Origin of the sequence: Maribacter sp. 4G9 (assembly GCF_002742265.1) — a bacterium.
In the GTDB taxonomy this organism is placed as follows: domain Bacteria; phylum Bacteroidota; class Bacteroidia; order Flavobacteriales; family Flavobacteriaceae; genus Maribacter.
This window is the reverse complement of the sequence record NZ_MDGL01000193.1, coordinates 1-25,188: the sequence shown is the minus strand read 5'-3', so window position 1 is coordinate 25,188 and position 25,188 is coordinate 1. Positions and strand designations below refer to the sequence as shown.

The window sequence follows — 25,188 nt, the reverse complement described above, 5'->3', positions numbered from 1 at the left end:
GGTTTTTTATCTATAAAGGGTGAAATGGCCCACAAATTCCCGACTATCTTCCTCTCCGTTCAATTGAATGACGTACCAGTAATCTCCGGTGGGCAATTCCTTACCTTCGTATCGTCCATCCCAACCCTTGGCATCATGGGCCTGTTTGGAAACCACTCTACCATAACGGTCATAAATCTTTATTAGTATATCTGGGAATTGCTGAATATTCTTAGGAATCCAGAAATCGTTTTCCCCATCTCCATCGGGCGTAAAGAAGTTGGGAATATCCACATCTATGAACTCCATGAAGATGTTGGCAACCATCTCGCATCCATTTTCGTCCACTACCCTAACCTCATAAGTATCAGTTCTGGTAATGTAGAATGTATTGTCGTTTCCATTGTCTACACCATCAAAGTAAAAGGTGTAGTCAGGATTTCCGCCATCGGCAATTGCCGTTATCTCATTTAGGCTTCGTTGTTCCAGTATCAAGGTCAAAGGTTCAAAACTTTCAATACTGAAGTCTACAGTAACAATACATCCATTTGAATGCGCAATGGTTATATAATGGTCCCCTGGAGCGATGTTCCTAAAATCAGGGTTCAATTGTAAAGCAGAAGCATCCATTGAATCCAATGCATACATCACATCCCCAATTACGTTTTCATCTTCCAAAGTAATATTGACATAGTTGTCCGGTAGGTCTCCCGTACACACATAAATGGGCTCCACTGTGGCATTAAGGTTTACGCCTGGTTCAATATCCACCACCACGTTGGTCTCACAGCCATTGGCATCCCTTACAAAAATCAAATAATTACCAGCTGCCATGTCCACAAAATCTATCCTGTCCTGTATAAAATCCGCATCGTCATTGGAATTCAACGCCGTACTATACGGAGCCGTACCTCCCGTGATGTTTAGGGAAATCGTTCCATCCTGACTGTCCACGCAAATTTCAGGAGTAGTTGAGGCGTCTACCATTAGCATAGATGGTTCGGTAATGGTATACTCCAAATACTCAAAACATCCATTTTGATCTTGGGCTATCACAATATAATCCCCTGGTTCCAGATCCGTAAACGTATTTACAGTATCGAATTGGTTCAAGTTTGGCGAAATAGCGTACTGATATCCTCCAGAACCACCAGAAAGCGTGACAGTAATACTACCGTTTCCTTCTCCCTCACAAGTAACATTGATTACCTCATCTGTATAGGTCAATGGGGCAGGTTCCGTAATGATAACCTCTACTGGCAACGTAGTACAATCTTCACTGGTTACGGATACATAATACGTTCCAGCAGGAAGGTCTCTAAACTCACCAAAAGCTATAGGTCCAGCAATTCTAGAAGCAACGCTCAAGGAAGCATCTGTAAACAATTCGAACTGATAGTTGCCAAGTCCTCCAAAAGCATCGGCATAGATAATGGCCGTACTTTCTCCCGTACAATTGATGTAAGCCGCCGATTGGTCCACTAACAAGACCAAGGGGTCGATCATATCTTCCGTAATGGCATTGGATTGAACTGCCTCACAGCCATTGATAGCGTCCCTAACAAAGTATTGGTAGGTGCCAGCACCCAATGTTCCCGTAGTAGGTAACCCTAATGGGTTGCTGGTCATTGGCAAGAAGGTGATTCCATCCATGCTGTATTCATACGAGCCACTACCACCGGTAGCGGTAAGTTCAAACTCGGCCCCAGTGGCACAAGTCAAAGGATCTGTCCTTATTAATTGTGCACTTACTGGAGTAGGCTCAATGATTTCGACCGTATTGGTGGTAACATCACATTCCCAACCATCAGACACCGTAATACTATAGATACCTGCACCAAGATCATTGAAGTCAGGGCTTAACTGCGAAGCCGTACTTGAAACAATGGTCGTTCCAGCCGCATCATATCTGTTCAATTGATATTCGTAGTTGCCACTACCACCACCGGTTACTACTGCTGAAACCGTGGCACCCCTATCCCCATAACAGGCCAAATTGGTCACTAAAGGAGTTGCACTCGCTACAATTGGTGTAGGTGGATCAAGTACTACGGTATCGTTATAAGGACACCCTGCTTGGTCCGTTACCGTTATGTCATAAGTACCTGCGGAAAGTCCGTTGAACACATGGGCATAAACACCATTTTCAGTAAACGTATCCGTTCCATTGGTGATGGCAATCGTATAAGGTCCGTATCCACCATCTGGGACTACACGTATTTCGCCCCGATCGTTGGTACATGTTGGCTGTGCTAGAATGTCCACCGCAGCCGTAAGGGCCATATCTGGCGAAGCAATGGTAACCATGTTGGTGTCTTCGGAACAGAAAGGAATGTCCGTTTCAGTTATGGTAACAAAGTAATTACCACCTGAAAGTCCTCCAACAACCCTTGGGTTTACGGAGGTATCCGTGCTTACCACTCCTCCTACGGGATTACCGGCGGCATCGAATATTTGATAATCATAATTGCCTGAATACCCCGTAATGTTGATTTCTAACTCTCCATTAGTGTCCCCAAAACAAGTAACTGGGGTTATGGCTGTCGCGGTAGCTCTAATAAAATCATACGGTTCTACATTGTAGGCCGGAGTATCGTAATAACAGCCTGTATCCGTATCCGTAACCCTGAATGTATAAGATCCAGTAGTCAATAAATCGAAAGTCGCCGAAGTAGCAGTTGTTCCTGTTTGTACCGCATTGGTATTTCCAATAGGCAATAATTCATAGGTGTAATTATGGGCCAAACCATTGTCCGAAACCGTAATGGTTACTGTTTCAAAGTTTGTACATGAAATATCCGCATCGGTAGAAACCGTTGCCGTAAACCTATTGATTGGTTGGATGGTAATGGTATCCGTAGCGATACATCCATTGGCATCCCGCGCGTATACTGTAATATTCTGTACCGTACCGTTATCCACGATATTGAATGTATTGGCCAATTGGTAGGTTACATTATCCAAACTATATAGATAAGGTGCTGTACCCGATGGACCGATTGGTGGAGTCACCCCATTATCAACAGTTACCGTTACAACCGCCGTATTGATACTATTATCTGGAGCACAATCGAAAGTTGTAGCCGATGCACTTATGGTCAAAGGGTCTGGTTCCGAAATACTTTCGTTCCTTATATCTTCACAACCAAGACCGGACAATACTCTTACTTGGTAGTCTCCGGCAGGAAGATTGTCGAACAACGGACTACTTTGTAGAGGCCTGCTCGGTGCACCCGGACTTACTCCGATCAATTCATATTGATAAATTGGGTTTCCATCCGTAGCCGGATCTAAAATTGCCGTAATACTACCATCGCTCCCGCCCGCACAACTTACGTCAACTATTGTAGCATCCAACAATACCGGAAGTATTGGTGCCGCCAAGGCCTGTGAAATAGTTTTTTCACAAACTGGGTTGTTTGTATCCAGGTCACGTACCAAGAAATTATAGGTGCCCACCTGAACTAGGTTCGCAAATACCCCCGTTGTGTTCGTAACGGTTGTTGTACCATCTGGATAAGTGATCGTGAATTCAAGGTTTGTAGAACCTCCAGAAACGTTCACCGTAATTTGGCCTCCCGGATTTACCGTACAATCGATTACCTTATCCACTGTGGTGGTCAAATTCATTTCTTCTTCCAACAAAATAGCCGGTGTTATTGCAGTACATCCCCACTGATCCGTAACGGTTACCTCATAACTGCCAGCTCCCAGTCCGGAGAAAATTGGCGTATTCTGGGGAGCACGGAAATTGAAACCGTTCAATAAGAGTTGATATGTATAGTTGGAGCCCTGACCTCCTACGGCCAAAACTTCAATCTCTCCTTCCAAATTGGTACAGTTCTCCTGATTTACCTGTAAAGTAGCGGTTATTGGGGTAGGATCTACCAACACGATATTGTTGTCGATCAATTGCTCACACCCTTGGGCGTCCCGTACCCAAGCCTGATACGTTCCAGCTGAAAGTCCCCCTAACATTGGAGATGCCGTATAATCCGTAGGCAAGGTAGGTGCTGCTACACCTATATAGTAGGTATAACCTCCCCATCCACCGGCAACATTGATGATTTCTATAATTCCATCATTTCCGGGGACGCAGGTTATATCCGATGTATCGATACCTCCTGATATACCCATACTTGGCCCAGCAATGGTGAACGCTTCGGTGTTTACACAGAATGGGTTGTTGTCCTGTGAAATGGAGACATAATAACTACCTGCCGGTAAATTGATATCGGCGGTTGGACCATTGGCGGCCTCATTGCCCGTTGCCACGGAAATATCATCGGCTGTATTTGCCAAGGTGCCATTGGTATCATAAACTGTCCAAGTAAAACCTCCTGGATAGGTAGCATCCACTAATTCAAAATTGACCGCACCTGTTGATGTTCCATAACAAACCACATCGCTTGTCTTGGCAACATTAATGTTAAACGTATTCGGTTCCAACAAGGTTTCCGAAGCGGAAATTATACATCCGGTATCTATATGTCGCGCCAAAATGGTATACGGACCAGCCGCCAAACCTGGGAAGACATTGGATACTTGATAGTTGGAACCATTGTCGATGCTGTATTCAAACCTCGATGGGTCGCCCAACGTAGATACCACGCTCATGGTCAACTCACCATCGTTTCCTGGGTTACAAGTAACCGTATTTGTAATACTGACCGAAGCGGATATCAATTCGTCAAATGGAGCTATGATGGCAGTCGTGGAACCTAAACAGCCGTTGCTGTCATACACATTGATGGTATAGCTTCCACCGGCAAAATCGGTTTCGGTGTATACGGGAATCGTTCCCGATTGAACAACCACCGGAGCCTCTACGGGTGCCGTGTTAGGGTCGTCCTCTTCTATAAACTCATACCTCACGTAGGTTCCTGAACCTCCTGTAATTGCCAAGGTATCTATGGTAATCGTTGCATTGTTTTCGTTGTTTCCAACCGTACAGGCAAAATCGGATACCGTTGCATTCACATTGGCGATGATTTCTGGCTGTGTGATTACTTGGGTAACATCCGTAAAACAACCGTTTGCCGCTGTAACCCTAATGGTATAGGTAATTCCTGGAGCAATCAAACCTTCTAGCCCTTGGAACGTGGCCCTTGTAGCCGTACTGGTCGTTGGTGTAATTGGAAATACAGCACTGCTTCCCGGACCAGAAATAATCTCATAGAAATATGGTCCCGTACCTACATCGGTACTCGTTACGGTTATGGATCCATCATCGGCTCCATTACAGGTGACATCCGTAAAACTGGAAACACTAATGTTTGGCGTTACAGCTGGCGGAACATTGACCACAATACTGCCCAAACAATTGGGTATGGCCGTACTGGTGTCATATACCGTTACGGTATAGTTTCCGTCAATACTGGCAGCCGTCCATGTGATACTTGAACCGCCCATTGCTGTTCTTGCTTGGTCCACTGCGCCAGGACCATCTATTTCATAATCATAGGAACCTGATCCCGCGGTCACATTGATCGTGATTTCGGCATTGTTGGCCGGAGCCACTTCACAATCCAATAAGGTTGTCAACGTAGCATTAAATTGTAATGGTGGCTGAATATCAAATGTTTCAGTATCTGAACATCCGTTCAAATCCCTAACCTCTATAGTTTGTGCCAAACCAGAACTAAGGCCTGTTACCAAATATTGATTGCTGCCATCAAACGTAAAGTTTTGGAAGGCATTGCCATTCACCCTTATCTGGAAAGGGGCCGAAGCTACCAATGGATTATCCAAGGTTACACTTACTTGGAACATTCCCTCATCGGCACATTCATCAACAATACTCAAGCTGATTATTGGACTTGGATCTTCCAATACCGTGATAGGTCTTTGAAAAATACAACCATAAGCATCCTTAACATACACGATATAATCCCCCGCTTCTACATTTGCTGTGGTGTTATTTATCCATCCAGCATCTGTTGCCAAAGGAACAGGTGCCGTATCCAGTAAATATTGATATTCGTAAGGTGCTGTACCGTTTCTTCCTGCAGCCGTAATGATACCCGCATTAGGATTACAATTATCGTTTTGTGGTGATGCCACGTCCAAATCCAGCGCAAAGGCAGATTCGCGAATGGTGAAAATACCTCCATCCACAGAACAACCATTGTTAGGTCCGCCCACTTCGGTAAGCAATAAATAGTACTCTCCTGGAGGCAAGGTCGCAAAATTGCTCACGATTATCGAACTAGGCGGGTTTACACTGGATGTACCCATATAACCGGTAGTTACGTTGGATTGTCTATTGAAAATCTCATATTGCACATCGGTTGCGGCAACATCATAGCCAGAAAAGGTAAAGGAAATATTCCCGTCCGCAGACCCTGTACAGCTCACATTGTTCACGGCATCCAAAGTAGCCACCATGGAAGATGGCGTATTGATCGGTGCGGCAGCTTCCTCAAAATAATAACAATTGGTGGTCAAGTCGAACACCACAAAAGTATACGTAATGCCCGGCGTAAGTCCTGTAAACGTTGAAGTAAATCCTCCAAGAACATCCGGAGCCTGATAGCTACTGGAATAGGGTGCCGAATACGTTTCCAAAATGGCAAATTCATAGTTTCCACTTCCAACAGCGGCACCCACGGATACAACAGCTGTTCCGCCCACCAAACAATCCGTTGTCGCTGTAGTCACGTCAATATCAAGGTCATTGGGTGGTGATGCAATGATTTCGGTAGTGTAGGAAGCACAACCGTTGGCGTCTACTACATCAATTTGATAAATACCGAATTCCAATACCGTAAAAGTATGGTCTCTTGTACCCGGTGTTGTGATATGGGTTTGCGTTGGAATCCCATTGTTCCCCGTTAAAATATAGGTATACTCGGCAGTTCCTCCAGAAACCCCTGAAATGGATATTTCTCCCGGATTTGTGGTTCCCAATCCAGCATCACAGGTAATTGGTACGTCCGAAGTAGTATATACAATAGGGCTTGGTTCAGCAATAATTACAGGAAAAGGAGCGGAAACACAGCCCTTACCATCTGTAATGGTTACCTCATAATTTCCTGCAGGCAAGCCTGTAGTCTGTGTGCCGTAATTTGTAGGACCACTTGTTTCAACCACATTGATCATATACGGCGGCACACCAACAGAGGTATCTATTTGAACATCCAAGGAGCCCGTACTTTCGCCATTACAAAGAATGTCCGTAGGAATTACGTTTGCAATTACAGGAGTCTGCGCTTCCGTAATGGTGACCGGGTTTGTAACTACGGTACAAGCCGTAGGCGATGTGGTATCCGTAACCCTAAAAATAAAGGTGCCGAACGTATTCGTTGTAAACACGTTACCTGCAAAATTTGAGCTTGCGTACGTAGTTCCACCATCATTGGACCATTCATAGGAATAGGTTCCAGAACCTCCATTCGCATTAATCGTCACAGAGGCATCTACCAAACAGGTCAAATCGTTCGTAAGAACGGCGTTGGCAGTCAATTGGGGATTTATCGTTACCGTTTGGGTATTGGAGGCCAAAGGACATCCAAGGGAATCCCTTACTTCTATATCATATGAACCTGCTGAAAGATTACTAAAGGTATAGGTAGTGGCCGTTGTTGGTGTTGGAGCCAACCATGGGCCTCCGTTGATTCTAAATTGATAGCCACCATTGCCACTAGTAACGTTCACAAAAACCTCACCATCATTATTTCCGCTGTAACACGTTGTGGGTTCTGCCGTAAAAACAATGGGGTCCGTTGGGTCTATGGTGAGAGGGGCATCGATTACATCCTCACAATTGTTGATGTCCCTAACACGCACCAAATAGTCACCTGGCACAAGTCCACTAAACGTTGTGTTGCTAGCGTTCGTAACGAAATCGAAACCTGGGATAATAGCACCGACACCGTCTTCCAATTGATAACGATAATTGGGGGTGCCACCTGTAGCCGATGCAATGATAACACCTCCATCCGTACAAGTAGCCTGACTATTGATTAATGCCGAAGCTACTACGGGAGTAGGTTCGTTGATCGTTTGGTTCAAGGTAACCGTACAACCTGCAATTGGGTTGTCTACATCCCTGACGTAAATCGTATAATTTCCTGCGGATAGTCCGGAAATAGTTTGTGGGGCTGTTGTAGTGCTTCCTAAAATTGTGGCGAAATTATCCAAACTATATTCAAATCCTCCAGCACCAAAATTATCGACATCAAAGGTGATGGAACCGTCACTATCCCCATTACAAGTTGCATCCACAGCCGTGATAACTGATGCTTCAAAAGCGTTCCCTGGTTCAACGGTTACATCAATGGTCACCGTTTGCGGACATTGTTCTGGAAGTTGGGTAGCAATTATATTATCAATAACAACATCGTTTCCTGCAGTTGCAGTTCCAATGGTTCTTATTACAATGTCCAGGTTTGTCTCGGCTCCAGGATTCAAGGTGATGTTGTAATTCTCCCAGATATCAGGATCTGTACTCTTGGGAATATTACCGGTAGGAATGCTTGCAATGACAGTGCCCGATGAGTTTACCAATTGAACATCCAGATTGGCATCGGCTCCCGTAGAACCAACAAATTTAAGGTTGAAAACATCAATTGAAATAGTGATATCCCTGTTTGGAATCACTTCAATTCCCCTTTTTGCATACACAATGCCATTAACACCGGCTACACCGCCAATATTTATGGCAAGGTATCTTCCATTTGGATCGCCGGACTGTTCGTTGGGTACCAACCAAGTGTAAGGGTTTACTATGGTATTTGCCACAGAATATTCCCCGTCCTGTATATGGGTGTCCGTGCCAAAGCTTGGGCAACTACTAGGACTCCCATCCTGGGGTTCAAAACAGAATAACGGGTCAATTTCCGTAATGCTCGTTGGTGCGCCAACTCCAAAATCCTCACGTAATAAAACACTTGGAGAAGGAGCCGCATTACTAATGTAATCCACAGAAATTGTATGCGTACCAACAGGAACGTTCGTAAACACATTGGAGTCCGCTGGGGTATTGAGCGTACCGTTAATGCTGTAAGTATAATCCAAACCTGGGTCATCCGTGCCTATGGTTACGACTCCTGTTCCATCACAGGAATAATCGACGGTTGGAGTTAATGTAACATTTGGAGGCGTTGGTGCCGGATCGATTGTAACGGTCATTGGGTAGGTACACCCATTGGCATCCTGAACATAAAGCGTATGTGTTCCTGCCAACAAATAATCAATGGCATTCGTTCCATATGATAATCCGCCATCAAAACTGTAAGTATATGGCGCAGTTCCTCCTAGTACATTGGTTATTCTTACCTCTGCCCCAGCACTTGGGTTACATTCGAGCAACTGTGTAACCGCGGCGGATGCCGATAATGTGAACGGTTCTGTTATGGAGTGTAGTTGGCTTACTTCACAATTGTTTGCATCCCTTACCCTGATATTGTAATTGCCTGTACCAAGGTTGTTAAAGGTGTTGGAAGTTTGGTAGGTTGCTCCGTTGTTTATGCTATAAGAGTATGGAGATTCACCGCCACTCGCCAATATGGTTATGGTTGCCTGGTTTTCCCCACTACAGAGAATGGGCGTGTTGGATACTGAAAGGGCCAATGGAGCATCTTGAACAATATTGATGTCATAGCTGGCTTCACAAAATCCTGCATTTCCGTTGTTATCCCTTACATAGACATCATAGTCTCCTGAAGCACTTACGGTAACAGGATTCGTCGTTGAGAAATCACCTGCAGTTGGTGTTACACCGTCGGCAACAACGGCGTATACATAATTTCCGTCTCCACCGGCAGCCGTAATGTCTATTTCGGTATCGGCAGTACAAGCAGTGATATTTCCAGCGCTAGCTATAACGCTTAGTTCTGGATTGATCGTTAATATTTGGGTATCGGTACAGTTGTTCCCGTCCCTTACGTTGACGGTATAGGTTCCAGGAGCAAGTCCTGTAAACACATTTGATGTGCTATAACCACCTCCGTTGATATTATATTCAAAGTTGCCATCGCCTCCGGATGTAACATTGGCTGTTATCGTCAATCCAACCACATCGTCATAACAGAAATCATTGGGCGTTAATACCAGTACCGGAGTGGTTGCCGGGTTTATATCGAAAGTAAAGGGTACCGTACAATTGTTGGCATCCGTAACGGTGCCTGAATATGTGCCACCCTGAGTTAGTCCATTAAATGAACCATTCGTATTGGTACCAAATATAGAGGTATCCGGGTTAACCAACGTGTATTCATAACTTCCCCATCCTCCAGTGGCAGTTATGATAACGCTTCCGTCATCTAAACAAGTTGGTTGTGTTACATTGGGTGCCGTGACCGTTAATGCCGATGGAGGGCCTTCCAAAGTGTAGGTTGTGGTATAGGTACAATTGGTATCTGTATCCACAATGTCCAAGGTATAATTTCCCGCGCTTAGATTTGGCAAACTAATGGTTGCCTGAACACCTCCTGTGACAACCGTTCCTAAAGGTCCTGTTACAGTGTATGTGAAATTTTGTCCGGTTTGATAATTGACATTGAATTGGACCGTTCCATCCGTTGCACCAAAGCAAGAAACTGGGGCAACAGTGACACCGCTCATCGTAATGGGTACAATAGGTGCAATTGTATGGTTCTCTTCATAAAAACAGCCATCGGCATCCGTTACCCTAATAGTATAGGTGTCCGGTGTCAAATCGTTAAAATCCGCAGTATTTCCAGAAGTAGTATTAGGTGCTATAGTTGAAGGGGCAATTATCTGGAAGGTCAATGGAGCCGTTCCCCCTACCGAGGTAACCTGTAGGTCCACAGTTCCATCCGGACAGGTAATTTGAGATTCTACAACCGTTAAATCTGTGGGAGGGTCCGTTGGGTCGATGACTATAGGTGTCGTAGCAAATACACATCCCGCGGCATCCCTAACCGATACAGTATAGGTTCCTGCTGATAGGTTTTCGAACCTGTGGGCATTTGGTGTAGTATCAGGAATAAAGTTTATGCCATCAATACTATAACTATACGGGGCTGTGCCTCCTGATACATTTTGGGCCTCAATAATACCATCCTGCAAACAGGAATAATCCTGAACTAGTGTCGATTCCGCAAATAAGGCGTTCGAAGGTCCATCTAGAGTATGGTAGTATGGATAGTTACAGTCGGCGCTTCCTCTGCGCATATTGACCACAATGGTATAGTCACCAGGCATCAGGTTTCCAAAATAGCCCGAAGCATTTGCGGCGATAGCATCGTTTACATCAAAGTTATCGTTTACGACTTCGATTAATGGAATATCGATATCAAAAAGATAGTACGTAAGTTGGTAGCCATTGTCGTCCAAAAGGTTCATCTGTATGGATCCCGAAGCGTCACCAAAGCACGCTTGGTCTTCTATGGTAGCTCCTGAAAACTCGGCCGCCGGCCTAAATTCTATGGTCACTGTGTTGGAAAACGCAAAGCAGTTATTACGGTCCACTACCACGAACGTATAATTGCCAGGATTGTAAATATCAAAAATTTGACTGGACTGGAATTCGGTCGCAGGAATATCTTGAGGTGTTGGGTAGGATGTAACCATAGTACCCGTTTCATCCTCGAAGGACCAAATAGCATATCGATGGGGCGTTTGACCCCCTGTGGAACTCATGAGAATATTTCCTTCTCTACAAGTGATGTGTTGTGAGACCCGCGCCTCTATTTCTAAATCGTTGGTGTCCAGCAAAGTTACCTGCTCCGAATGGGTACAACCGTCTTGGGTACGGGCTATTACAATATAGTTTCCTGCATTCAGACCAGAGAACGTAAAATCATTATCTGTTTGTGCCGTTTCATCATCGATTAGTGTTCCTTGACCACCGTTGGAACCATCGTCCAAACGAAGTTCATATTCGTAATTGGGTTCGGCGTTGTTAATTTGAATATTTATGCTTCCCAGTGAGATACAATTGGGGTCCGTATGGGATACATCAAAAGTTACGTCCCTATCCAAAACCCCAATGACCGGAGTCCTAAAAATACAGGCGTTGTCAATTGGATCACCATTAAGGTCCAATTGGGTAACTTCTACCACATAACTACCATTTTCGCCCGCGTTAAATTCAAAACTAGGGCCATTGTTGGCACTAAAGGGAATCACAACAGTATCCGTATCATCATTTACCAATTGGTAACCATATCCATTTCCTAAATTGGTAATCGTAATGTTTCCGGGGTTGGCACAAATAATATCCTCCTTAGTATATTGGATGTCCAGATTGTTTCTAAAAACATTGAAATAGAACCGACTGGTACAGCCATTTTGGTATGTAACGGATAAACGGAACTGCCCTTCCGTATTCGCCGTATACGTATTGCCCGTTGCCACTTGGTTCCAAGTACAGGTCAAGGCCCTGTTGGCACAGTCGTCTCCTGATGGACTGCAACTACCTTCATCCAACTGCTCCCAAACAATGGATTGAGCATCAATGATGTTAATTTGCAACTCCTTTGTATCAGCCGCCCCGCAAAGAAACAATTTAGGCAACATGGCATTGTCCACACTACACTGAACAATTTCACCGGCGATGTCGTTGTAGGGGTCCGAATCATTGTTTACGGCGTTCATCAGTTCTATAATGGGATTGGGTATCAATCCCGCTCCATAAGGCGTTACCGTAATGATTTCCTTGAAGCCCTTACATGGGTCTGCCACGATTTTGTCCACGATATAGGTGCCCACTTGGGTCACTATGATGGTGCTAGGGTCGTTATCCGGATCACCATCCGTGATTACGGTGTCCGTAGCATCAAATAAATTGTTTCCGTTATCGTCCCTAACCCAAACGTACTCGTCAAAATTATCCCCGGCATCCAAGATTGCAAAGTTCCCACAGAGTTCCACGGTACGTTGAAAATTACAATCGGAGAGGTCATCCAACAGAAAGTTAGTTGCCCCTGGAACCACAAAACCACAGGCATTAAAATCCGTTACACTGGGGTCATCCGTAATCAAGGCGGTGTTTTCTACCCCACGGTAAGTACTATACGCCAAGTTTTGAATAAGATCGGAACAAGCATCTATAAAGTCGAAACAGTTTTCAGCCACCTGTACACGCATACGAAGGGAGTACTCAGGTCCGTCTTCCTCGACCAAGTTATTGGGAATGGTAAACACGACTTCCCTGGTAGCGGGAGTATATACATAGGTTACGCCGGGAGGCAGGACAAAATCGGACGGAATAAAGTCTGTTCTACCATCTGGGGGAGAAACGTTGATAGGGAGTATATCTCGAATGGTGTAATTGTCGGCATCGTCATTTCCAATATTTTGAAAGGAAAGCACATAGTCCAATACTTGGCCCAAATTTACTCCCTGTCCTGTTATGTCTACACCACCAGGGGTGTTGACCCTTTTTTCCAGTACTATATTAGGGGCAATAATTTCTATGTCAAAAGAAGTAAAAAAGATATCATATTTATCCTGCGAGGAACTGGCCCGTAATACAGCACTTGTGGCATCGTTGGGGATTACGTTGTTGAACTGGTTGTTTATTTCAAAAAGGTCAATGTCCCAACCTAGGGTATTTACACTATTGGGCGTTCTATCCGTTACCAATACGTCATACGTGGTGATATTCGAATTGAAAAAGTTATTGGCTGGGTTCAATGTGTTCGATAATGGGGTAAACACACCTCCGCCAAAGGCATCGATTGCCAAACCATCCCCGGTTATTCTATTATCTCCTTCCAGAGCCGCTACTCCAATTCGGGCGTTAACCGGAAAAGGAGCTGGCAAACTGGTAAAACCGCTAATAGGGATATCCACGGTCTGACCCGATGCAATTCCAGCATATCCATCAAAGGTTGTGATATATCTACTGCCGGGAAGGTTAGGGTTTTCATACACCACAACCAATTTCCAACCACCGGATATTCCACCGCTTATATTACTACCGGAGCTTGCCCTAATATTTGCTGCGGTATATTCACCATTGGGATCGGGCAATGCCGTAAGAATACTCGTTACATCCGTATACGCAGCATATGGGCTATAATACCCAAAATCAACATCACCATTGCCATCGAACAAAATTTCATCAGCTGTAATGTCTTGATAGGCACCGCCCGGTACCCTGAACCGGATCTGATTTATATTACTACGGTCTGGATTGACATATACGGCGGACCAATACAGTCCGGCATATCGAATTAAGGAACAAGTGGGATCTGGGACCGTTAAAATAGCGCTACTTGAACTGAAGGTGCTTGGGTCGCTATCAACATCAATATACTGCATATCCAAGTTATCATTGTACTCAGACAAACTACCGGTCAAATTATATGGGTCGTTAGGACTAGTGGCTGGGATGGTAACCGTTACCCTTCTCCACCTGCCATTAATGAATTGCCACTCCTGTCTGGTTTCTTCTTGGGTTTGCCTATTGACAATGTTATTGCCGGCAAACGTAAGTTCTCCCCTAATATCCGCAGAATACCGTACCTCGAAGTTATTTTTTACCTGTGAAAACGATACAAAAGTTCCTAATCCCAAAAAGATAAGAAACAAGAAGAATCTTGAAAAAGAAAATTTCATATTAGATTTTGGATTAATCCATCCAAAAATGGTAGTCTGTTTGGTCATAGTACTATGTTCTAAATATTCTTCCGTAATGACTATAGCTACAATCACGTCGGAATACGCCAATAACAAAGATTGCCTATACTGGTAAGGTTTGAAATTTAATGTTGTAGTCTGGTTACTACTTGTTGTGAAATAAGGTTTGTTGATGGTGACCTTTAGTGAACTTGGCCCTTTTTTGGAGCGAACCGGGATTTTTATGTGCTCTGGTTCAATAAAATTTTGTGAAGAAACTCCAAGTATTATTGAAGTTTTCAAAGATTTTCCGATAGAATGTTCAGGGTGTTATTAAAACAACTTTTTCGAACACCTGATATATACCATCCATTTATTACCTCATTTGATTTAATTCCTACGGATGCTTTAAAAAGGTATGGATGCCAAAAAACCAAGGAAGTATTTCCTTGGTTCAATTTAAAAATATTCATTTTTCAAGTTATGCCACTTGCCCGGGTGTTACTCTCATAATCCACATTTTATCATCATAGGCGTCGTTCAACCTAGAATAATAGGAAATTAGAGCGTTTGTCCAGGAATCATGTCTTTTTAAGTAAACATACCTCCAATTGTTCTCTGGGTTGATGAAATAACTGGCATTAAGTCCATAGGAGTTCAAAAGGGCTACAAACCTATTTGCGTTTTTAGGGTTCGCAAATACATTTGCTATGATATAGTACCCAGATCCAATTCCATCAATTTCGTAATTTTCAGGTTCCATACTATTCGATGCCAGCTTATCCTGTTGTACAACATTTTTACGAAGTACATCCATGTCATATTTAGAGGATTTCTCCTTAAGCTTGTTTACGTTGTTTACATAAGCTTCATTGGTGTATCGATTCTCAACATTCATGATCCATGTCTTGCCTTCATAGGCTCCGTTGAAATTTGAATCATGGGCGGCCACCGCTTCATCAAACGTTTCATATCGTTTCAAATACACATATTTTAATCCGTTATTGGGGTTGTCAATATAATCCGCATTAATACCCTTGGCCTCCAAAGAATTTAAAAACTTGTCCATATATTGACCACCTTTATAGACGTTGGCCACTACGTAGTACCCATCGGTAACATTGGGGAGGTCACTGAACTTTCTGCTTTTCACCCCTTCCTGTACCGAGGACTTCTCCTGTTCTTGATTTACAGGGTTCCTTTTGGGTGGCGTATAGGCCAATGCATCTCTTTTAGATTCCTCCTTGATTGTTTCCTGTCTAGGTCGAGAAACTGTTTTATTTTGGCCCTTGTCATCCGAAGCACCATAAGCCACTTCTTGATGAGGACTATTCATTTTTGTCATCTCATCAACACCATTTGAAGTGTTATTCAAATGGGTCGCCAAAGCATCTTGATCAACGTTATTCCGATTGGTATTTTGGTCGTTCGCTATTACATTTTCCTTAGTGTTTCTGGCCGATGCCACTTTCATATCTGAACCATCGCCCCGGAAAATCTCTTCGGCGCGCCTTTCCAAATCAGGACGCTCGCCATCGGTCTCGTTTCGAACCATGCGCATGACCATGTTGAACCTTCGTTCCAAATCTGCCTGTCTATTGGCTTCCAAGGAATCCTGCCGAAACATCAGCTCCTCAATGATGGCATCGTTTTCCGCCAATTTTCTCTTTAACTCCTCAATCTCATCATTGGTGGCAATGTTCTCTGGCTCTATGTCATTAGCCACTAGTTCATCAGAAATATCATCCTCAAGCATGACCCTGTCCTCCGTTAGGTTTGGTGTGAAGGAATAGGCAAAGGATATCTCATGGGTTAGGCCAAAATTATCAAAGTTGTTGGACAAGCCCTTTTCCATGGTATACCCCAAGGAAATCCGTTGGTTGAGATTGAATCCAACACCGGCGGCCGCTCCGTAAAAACTATCATAGCCTCCTTGAATCCAACCAATTTTAGGTAGGTCCAAAATTAAACTACCCCCCAAGGTTATATTGTCTTCCTCGCCATCCATACGAACCCTTGCCAAGGGCATCAAACGACCAGCCTCTAAGATACCGGAACTGTTTTTAAACTGATGGGTATATTGTAAATGTCCGGAATAAGTCTTTTGACTAAAATCCGTAAGGGATTCACTGGTCTTTAAATTATAATCGAACAGGTTTTCCGCAAAGGCACCAATATCGAAATTGCCATAAGACAAATTAAACCCGGGTTGAAAGGACAAGAGATTCTGGTCCTGGAACCCTGCCAAGAAAGGATCTTGTTCCACCGTGGTGGCCCTGCCCTCGTCAAAACCACTATTGTAATAAGAAAGGTTCGCCCCAAAAGTGAAGTTACTTTTGTCGCTTAATTTTACGCCATAAGCATAATTGGCCAAAACACCATAATTGCTCAAAGCCCCCAAACGCTGGGTATACAAACTCAATCCCAGTCCCGTGCGGTCGCTGATCCTACCACTATAGCTTAAAAAGTAATTTTGGTTGTTATCATCAAATTGTACCGACTGGTTTCTGTGTAATAAATTGATGTACGATTTGTCTTCCCTTACCGTAGAAAACGTTGGGTTTATCAAAAACCGATTGTATTTCAACAAGTTTTGTGAAGGTACTTCATACCCAAAATAAGGATTGTCCTCTTGCGCTTGGGTCTTTGTAAACCCAAGGGCAAGAAGTACAAATAATAGCAGTATACGTGTTTTAGGTAGCATGTTTGGTTTTAGCGTATTACGGTGATCGTGCCCTGTTTCAGCACCTCATTGGCGTTTCTAATCTTATAATAGAATACCATGTTCTGTTTGGTAAATGCCGTAGAGGTCTGCGGCCAATTGTTTTTATAATCGAATTCGTTAAGTATTTCTTCCCCCTGCCCATTGTAAATGATTACGTTTACATCTTGCCTGTTGGAATATGAATTGGGAATTACCCACTGATCGTTGATACCGTCACCGTTTACCGTAATGACATTGGGCACTTTAAACGTATCTAAAATGGATACCTCAAATTGCCTTACAATATCACAATTATCGATACTCGCTATAAGTGTGTACGTTCCTGGCTCTGTAATCGAAGCACTGTCTGAGGTACTTATTTCCATATTGTTTGCATCCAACCATCGATATGCGGTTCCACCGGAAGCATTAACGGTTCTCGTTGTTCCTTCTGGAATTACAAGGTTCCCGGAAGGTTCTAGGGCGATTAGGTTTTCATCCAATGGGGAAATAACGATCTCATTGGAAATAAGTTGACATCCATCCCTGTCTAATACCAAACGGTATGTTCCGGTCGATGACACATTTAACGCCATATCCGTAGTGCTTACTGCGCTTCCATCCAATTGCCACTCGTATGTTTCTGTGGACAGTTCCAATGAAGAACTTAATGTTACAATATCACTGGCGCTGCAGTAAACCGTACTGGTACTACTTATAGTAACTGTATCACTGGTCAATAATTGTACAGGCAAGACATTAGAGGTTGCGCTATATGAATCAATATTCGCATTTACACGGTAATTTCCATTCTCCAAGTTTGAGGTCAAGCTGATTGCGCTTCCTGTTTGTCCCGCGATATCCGAAGCATCCTTTTGCCATTGAAAGGCAAAGGCATCTTTAAGGTCTTGGGTTACATTGGTCTTTGTTCCGTCCGAGGCAACAGCATTAATGGTCGCTACCTCCAATACGCTGCTTGTAGAAACACAAGAAGTGTAGGTATCGGCATAATCAAGGACTATCTCAAATGAAGCCGGCGTAACGACAACGGTGGTCTCTGAATTCTTGCTGCTGCTTCCACAGCTTCCACCCGTTTCCGTTACTTGGGCATAATAGTTCCCCGATTCTGTAACACTCAAAGAGCTATTTGTTTCCCCGGTTATCTCAGCGCCATTTCTATACCATTTATAGGTTGGGGAATTCGCATCCGTAGTTACGGACAAGGTTTGTACCTGGGTTGGTAGCAATACTACATTGGCCGGGTTGACCCTTGTAACGGAATAGGAACCAGGGGTGTTCATGGTTACGGATGCTGAACGCTCGGTACATATCCCCATTCCCGATATCTCAACGGCATACTCACCTTCGAATCCAACAACTCCGCCATTCACGGTAAACGTTGTGCCAATGGCGCCCATGATGGCAACGTCATTTTTATACCATTGATAGCTCCAAGATGGATCGGTTTGGTCTATGGACAAGGTTTCCGTATCCGTAGGACAAAGTATGGTCCTTGAAGGAGGGTTTACGGCGATACCCGCACCTGTTCCGCCAATAGTTACATCTACAATATTGGAATCTGTATTTCCTGATCCCGTACAATTTGGCCCGTAATCTACATAGGCGTTGTACATACCACTTTGGGTAACGTTTAATGTATGTCCGGTCTGACCGGTCAAAAGCGTACCGCTTCTATACCAAATATACTGATAGGTTTCTGGATTTGGAATGTTATCCACCTGAAGTGTTATGGGACCCGTGGCGCACACACTTCCAGGGGGTACACCGTCTCCCAACTCGCTAATGTTAAGATTGTTGGTGATGTCCATGTAATACATGTTGTAGGCGGGGGATTCCGTCCCAAGCTTTACAGGATCCGTGCTCCGTACGCGCATCTTGTATCCAAGTCCCCTTGTGTCGTCTGGGACGGAAAAGCTCACGTCAAAATCGTTCGTGGCATTCTTGTCGGTTATCGTAGCCAATACGGTTGGCGACGAAAAATTGCCATTGGCATCTGAAAGTTCCAGGATAAATTGGTTACCGGCATTTGCCGTTCCTGCCCAAGTAATGTTCACAAAGTACTCGTTAAAGCCTCCGTTTCCGGCACATACGTAGCCCCAGACAGAATTACCAGGTAAATTAGGATTGTCTGCCGGTTCTGGCGCATTGATGATGATGGCCTGTGCGGAAAGCTGTAGGAAGCCCATGAACACAAGGATGAGGGTCAAGCAGTAAGATTTGTAATTTTGTTTCATAGTGATGTGTCGTTTTGTGCCCCAAATGATAGTGATGTTGTAGGTCAAACACTTTAAACCTTTGGTACTCAAAACAAATATGACACAAATAACGCGCGTGGGGTATTAATTGTTGTAGGCCGATTCAAATTTGTTGTGAAACGCATTTTGTACAAGGTGAGTCTTTTTTAATCTTAGGTTTTATGGCAATTTTGCTACTTTTGTAGCTTGAAAAACCACAACATGAACGAGACATCGAAGTCTTTGAATTTTATTGAACAAATCATAGAGGAAGATCTGGAAAAAGGATACGCCAAGAGCGATTTACGGTTTCGGTTTCCGCCAGAGCCCAATGGCTACCTCCATATTGGCCATGCCAGCTCCATTTGCCTAAATTTTGGTTTAGGCCTAAGGTACCAAGCACCTGTAAATCTTAGGTTTGATGATACCAATCCCGCCAAGGAGGAGCAGGAATTTGTCGACGCCATCAAAAAAGACGTCTCTTGGTTAGGCTTTGATTGGAATACCGAACGGTATGCTTCAGATTATTTCCAGCAGTTGTACGATTGGGCAGTGCAGCTCATCAAAAATGACAAGGCTTATGTGGATAGCCAAACGTCCGAGGAAATGGCGGTACAAAAAGGGACCCCAACACAGCCGGGATTCAACAGTCCATACCGAAATAGAACCGTTTCTGAGAATCTTGCCTTGTTCGAGGAAATGAAAAACGGTGTTCACGAGGAAGGATCGCATGTACTAAGGGCCAAAATTGATATGGCCCACACGAACATGTTGATGCGGGACCCTATAATGTACCGTGTACTGCACCGAGCACACCATAGAACAAATACCGATTGGTGTATTTATCCTATGTACGACTGGACCCATGGCGAAAGCGATTACATAGAGCAGGTGTCCCATTCCCTTTGTACTTTGGAGTTTTTACCTCATAGGGAACTTTATGATTGGTTTTTGGACCAAGTTTATGACCCCACTAAATTACGGCCAAAACAACGCGAATTCGCACGAAGGAATTTAAGCCATACCGTGGTAAGTAAGCGTAAATTGGCACAATTGGTAGCCGAAAAAGTAGTGACAGGTTGGGACGACCCAAGGATGCCCACGATTTCGGGCATGCGAAGAAGAGGGTATACCCCAGAATCCATTCGTAATTTTGCAGATACCATAGGAATCGCAAAAAGGGATAACCTTATCGATGTTTCCTTGTTGGAATTCCATGTTCGTGAAGACCTAAACAAAACTACGCCCAGGGTCATGGGTGTTTTGGACCCCTTGAAGGTTGTCATTACCAATTATCCGGAAGGTAAAGAAGAGTGGTTGGAAGCCGAAAATAGTCCGGAGGATGAATCCTTAGGATTTAGGGAACTTCCTTTTTCAAGGGAATTGTATATTGAAAAAGAAGATTTTAAGGAGGAGGCCAACAAAAAATTCTTCCGATTGAAGTTGGGCGGAGAGGTTCGATTAAAAAACGCCTATATCATAAAGGCGGAAAGCTGCACCAAAGATACCAATGGGAATATCGTGGAGGTGCAATGTACCTATGATCCCAAGAGCAAGAGTGGAAGTGGTACTGAAGAAAGCCTTCGAAAGGTAAAGGGAACCTTACATTGGGTTTCCACATCGCATGCGGTACAGGCAGAAATACGTTTGTATGATCGTTTGTTTACCCATGAGAGTCCGGATACGCAAAAAGACAAGGATTTCATGGAATTTATAAACCCCAACTCACTTGAGGTCATTACCGGATTTGTGGAACCGAGTTTGAAGGAGGCCCAAATAGGTGAACGTTTTCAGTTCCAACGCATGGGCTATTTTTGCGTGGACAAGGATTCATCGGATAAAAATCTGGTTTTCAACAAAACCGTTGGCCTAAGGGATTCTTGGGCCAAAATTCAGCAAAAGAGCGAATAGTAGCGCCTTTCTATACCGATTGGTTTTCTCTCTGTGCTGGACTTAATTGCTTTCTCATAAGGTAAGAAAGGTGCGGCAAATACTTTTACCGCACCTTTCATTTTTAATATTTATTTCTTGCTACTCCCCTTGTCAGTGGTTTTATCCCCCTGGTTCTTTTTCATTTGTTCTCCGATCATATTGCTTGCCGTAAACGAGGCCACCATATTATTGAGCATGTCACTGCCGGCCTGGGGTGAATTGGGCAAAAGAATAAGGTTGGTATTCGTTTCTTCCCCTATGCTTTGTAAGGTATCATAGTGTTGGGTCACCACGATCAAGGCGGAGGCCTCTTGCGAATTGATTCCTACCTTGTTCAACACCTCAACGGATTCCTCCAGACCACGGGCAATTTCCCTTCGCTGATCTGCGATACCCTGTCCCTGTAATCTTTTGCTTTCCGCTTCGGCCTTGGCTTTTTCAACTATAAGGATGCGCGCCGCGTCTCCCTCAAATTGGGCCGCTATTTTTTCCCTTTCCGAGGCATTAATGCGGTTCATCGCAGCTTTTACTTGGGCATCTGGGTCAATATCGGTTACCAAAGTCTTGATGATATCAAAGCCATAGTCCAACATGGCATCGTTCAGTTCCGCTTTCACAGCCAACGCTATGTCGTCCTTTTTTACGAAAACATCATCCAATTTCATTTTTGGCACTTCGGCCCGCACCACATCAAATACATAGGAGGTAATCTGTTCGTGCGGATAATCCAATTTGTAAAAGGCATCATATACCTTCTCACGAATAACACGGTATTGAACGGAAACCTTTAGCCTAACGAAAACATCGTCCAAGGTCTTGGTCTCGATGATTACGTCCAACTGCTGAATCTTTAGGCTCAATCTTCCCGCAATCCTTTGGACAAAGGGTATTTTAAACTGTAGGCCAGATTGTCTTATACTACTGAACCTGCCAAAGGTTTCTATGATAGCCGCGGTTTGCTGCTTTACAATGAACACAAAGGACATTAGCACCAGCCCTAAAATAATTACAATCGGTATAAAAATGAAGTTTCCCATTATTAGTGTTTTTAGTTAATTATTGAATGTACGAAATTGTAAGTGTTTATTAGTACTCTTAGTGTTGGAATTGTTACAAGTTTCATGTGGAAGTGCTTTTTGGCGTAGGCTTGATTTTGGGATATTGAAAGCAAAAATTGCTATGCGAGTTCATGTAAAATGCTGTGCGAGGTTTCAAACTTCACACTAATAGCTTTGTCATGTTGCTGCCAAATCACAGACTTCGCAAAGCGGCTAAAACAGACATTCGATCTAGGTTGTAGTCCGATACTTTTTCCATTGCCGAAAAAGTATCCAAAAAGGCTAGGCTGATTTTTTCCTAAACTTTAATTTATGTTACATCGCCTTAATCAAAACCAAAAAAAACTCCCCTCCCTAGGTAGGGAGGGGTGTTCCGCGACAGCGGAACGGGGTGGGTCGGGATTCGGGCAGCAGTTCTTCCCTTCGTTTTCTTTACTTGCATAAAGAAAACGAAGCAAAAGAAAGTGCACTTTCCAGCAGGAATTTTTACTTCGTAAAACCCATCTCGAAACTCGGCCGTTCCGCTTCACGGAACAGGTCCCTTTCCGAGCTTTCTCGATGTATTCTTCTGGAAAGCAAACCTTACATTCAACTTTACATTTTCAATTTGTCTTTTCTAAAATTGAGTGTGATTATCTCTATTACGTAAAGAAGTTCCCCTCTGCTCCGCAGTAGTTGCACTGCTGCAGAGGAAGGTCACTTTTCTAATATCCCAAATCTCATTTCTCTCATCTACTAGCCCTGCTTACTCGGTACGCCACTAGTCACAGACTAGCGGGAGCGGGGGTTCATGGTTGCTCGCGCCAGCATTGCGCCGCAGCAGTACAACTACTGCGGAGCGGAAATTTCAAGATTTAATATTCTTGAACTAATAAGTCTATATTTGGTAGGGTATTTTGTTTTTAATTTTGAAATAAGCATACTTCGATTATAGGAATCTCTTAATCTAGATTCAAAAAAATTATTTTCGCTTACTACTTTATTAAAAAAGAATAATGCTTTTTCAGCAAAACCGTCTGTTGTTATTTCTTTAACTATAGCTGAAATTTCTCTAATATCTCTTTCAGATAATTCCGAATGAGTTTTACCATTTACAAATTTATATGCGTCGTCTTTTTTATTCATAAATAATGATTATATGACATAAATTCTATTTCAATCAATAGGTATTTCATTAATTTTAACCTGCTCCGCAGTAGTTGCACTGCTGTGGTCACTGCCCTTATATCGTCTTCATGATTTGTGACAACACTGTAACCTCTGGTAATACCGAGTTTGCTTCGACATAATTCGATGCGGACGAATACAACCCCAGCTCCGCAGTAGTTGTACTACTGCAGAGGAAGGTCACTTTTCTAATATCCCAAATCTCATTTCTCTCATCTACTAGCCCTTCTTACTCGGTACGCCACTAGTCACAGACTAGCGGGAGCGGGTTTAATACAATACTGCTAATTACTTACTCTTATGTTGTTTGCCGCAGCAGTGCAACTACTGCGGAGCGGGAACTGACATTCCTCCATTAAAATCAAGACCCGCATTTTCCCCAAAATACCAAATCGCTGCCTCCTTTTGGGCGTAAGCAGAGAACATAAATGGTATAAATACGATATAGAGGAAAAGTTTCTTCAAGTTTGGGACTTAAGTTAAATTTCACAATTCAAAAAAGAACAGGCTTTTTTTCAAAAAACTTTGAACCAACTAAAACCTGTAGCCTACCCCTAACTTTATCAAGCCGATTTTCTGATAGAACTTTTCATCTGGGTCTGGAACAGTACCCTCTTCCCTTTTGCTACTTATATAATCATACTGCCCCTGAACAAATAGCCCTTTAAAAATATAGTATGAAAGTCCAAAATTAAAATTGAGCCCACCCGAATTTGAATCGTTGTTGATGACCTGCTGGCTGGTCGAAAACTCATTTTTAAAAGACGTTAGGGCATACCCCAAACCTAAAAATGGCTGAAGCTTTTGGACAGCAGGAATATTAAATTCAGCAAAAAGTCTGGGCTGTAGCAAAAGCGATTTTTCAGTGGTTGTTGTCAATCCTGAATCTGATGAGAAATTAAAAAAAGCCGCATTTAAGGATATACCCAAATCAACTACACCTGCATCAATAAACCGGTATTGTACCCCTAAATCTATAAGACCGTCATTGCGATCAAAATAATTATCACCATTGGTCAATGGATAATTCAATGACAGACTAAAATTTGACTCTTGAGAAATCAAACTATTTACAGTAATAAAAACAACTAAGAAAACTAAGTAGGTCTTTTTACATTTTGTTAAAATGAGGTTTCTGATCATAAGTCACTTTTTTAAAAATTCATCCGGATTGTCATAATAGATACTAGAAAGATAAGTCAGTTTTGAATTTTTTTTGATTTTTATTCCTTTACGAAATAAATCATAATTGCCACTATCTATAGAGATACTATCTCCAATTTGAACTTCTGAAATTGCAGGCATCACAAGAACAAGATTATTGTCCTTAATTATAAAGAAATAATCTTTATTTTGTTTTCTAACATCATATTCTTTATGAAGTGGTTTAAACTTTTTTTGGATCGAAAGACAGGGTTGCAGAGATTTGTGTTGTGAAACATAAGTCAAACCAAAACAACCCTTTATGTACTTTATTCTTGACAAAGATATGATAGAAGAATCAATAGTCGCATACCTTCCTTCACCTAGTCGTGGCTTTAACGTTACGGTACCCATGGCC

Annotated in this window: 9 protein-coding genes; 1 reads left to right on the top strand and 8 read right to left on the bottom strand. The window is 43.2% G+C overall.

All coding sequences use genetic code 11. The features are described 5' to 3' along the window. Positions 1 to 6: 6 nt before the first annotated feature. The 3 genes from BFP75_RS20245 to BFP75_RS20235 form a co-directional block, all read right to left on the bottom strand. Entirely contained in the window at positions 7 to 14,814 is a 14,808-nt protein-coding gene (locus BFP75_RS20245; protein WP_099547141.1) for a T9SS type B sorting domain-containing protein, read from the bottom strand. Positions 14,815 to 14,992: 178 nt separating this feature from the next. Beyond that, on the bottom strand, positions 14,993 to 17,215 hold the full coding sequence (locus tag BFP75_RS20240; protein WP_099547140.1) for a type IX secretion system membrane protein PorP/SprF: 2,223 nt from the start codon (positions 17,213 to 17,215) through the stop codon (positions 14,993 to 14,995). Between the two features lie 8 nt (positions 17,216 to 17,223). Further along, a complete protein-coding gene (locus BFP75_RS20235; protein WP_240531855.1) occupies positions 17,224 to 19,470 on the bottom strand; it encodes a gliding motility-associated C-terminal domain-containing protein in 2,247 nt (748 codons plus the stop codon). 222 nt (positions 19,471 to 19,692) lie between these two features. Between BFP75_RS20235 and BFP75_RS20230 the strand changes: the two genes are divergently transcribed. Next, positions 19,693 to 21,381 carry a glutamine--tRNA ligase/YqeY domain fusion protein gene (locus BFP75_RS20230; RefSeq protein WP_099547139.1) on the top strand — a complete coding sequence of 563 codons (1,689 nt, stop codon included), beginning with the start codon at positions 19,693 to 19,695 and terminating at the stop codon, positions 21,379 to 21,381. Between the two features lie 110 nt (positions 21,382 to 21,491). Here BFP75_RS20230 and BFP75_RS20225 read toward each other — a convergent pair whose 3' ends face one another. The 5 genes from BFP75_RS20225 to BFP75_RS22010 form a co-directional block, all read right to left on the bottom strand. Next, entirely contained in the window at positions 21,492 to 22,439 is a 948-nt protein-coding gene (locus tag BFP75_RS20225) for an SPFH domain-containing protein (RefSeq protein WP_099547138.1), read from the bottom strand. A gap of 849 nt (positions 22,440 to 23,288) precedes the next feature. Further along, positions 23,289 to 23,585: a hypothetical protein gene (locus BFP75_RS20220; protein WP_099547137.1), complete on the bottom strand. Its 297-nt coding sequence runs from the start codon at positions 23,583 to 23,585 to the stop codon at positions 23,289 to 23,291. A 366-nt stretch (positions 23,586 to 23,951) separates the two neighbouring features. Next, positions 23,952 to 24,092: a hypothetical protein gene (locus BFP75_RS22015; protein ID WP_165776649.1), complete on the bottom strand. Its 141-nt coding sequence runs from the start codon at positions 24,090 to 24,092 to the stop codon at positions 23,952 to 23,954. Positions 24,093 to 24,161: 69 nt separating this feature from the next. Next, positions 24,162 to 24,770 (bottom strand): outer membrane protein, encoded by a 609-nt coding sequence (locus BFP75_RS20215; protein ID WP_099547136.1) that lies wholly within the window; start codon positions 24,768 to 24,770, stop codon positions 24,162 to 24,164. 3 nt (positions 24,771 to 24,773) lie between these two features. Then, on the bottom strand, positions 24,774 to 25,188 hold a 415-nt coding region (locus tag BFP75_RS22010; protein ID WP_165776648.1), incomplete at its 5' end, for a hypothetical protein.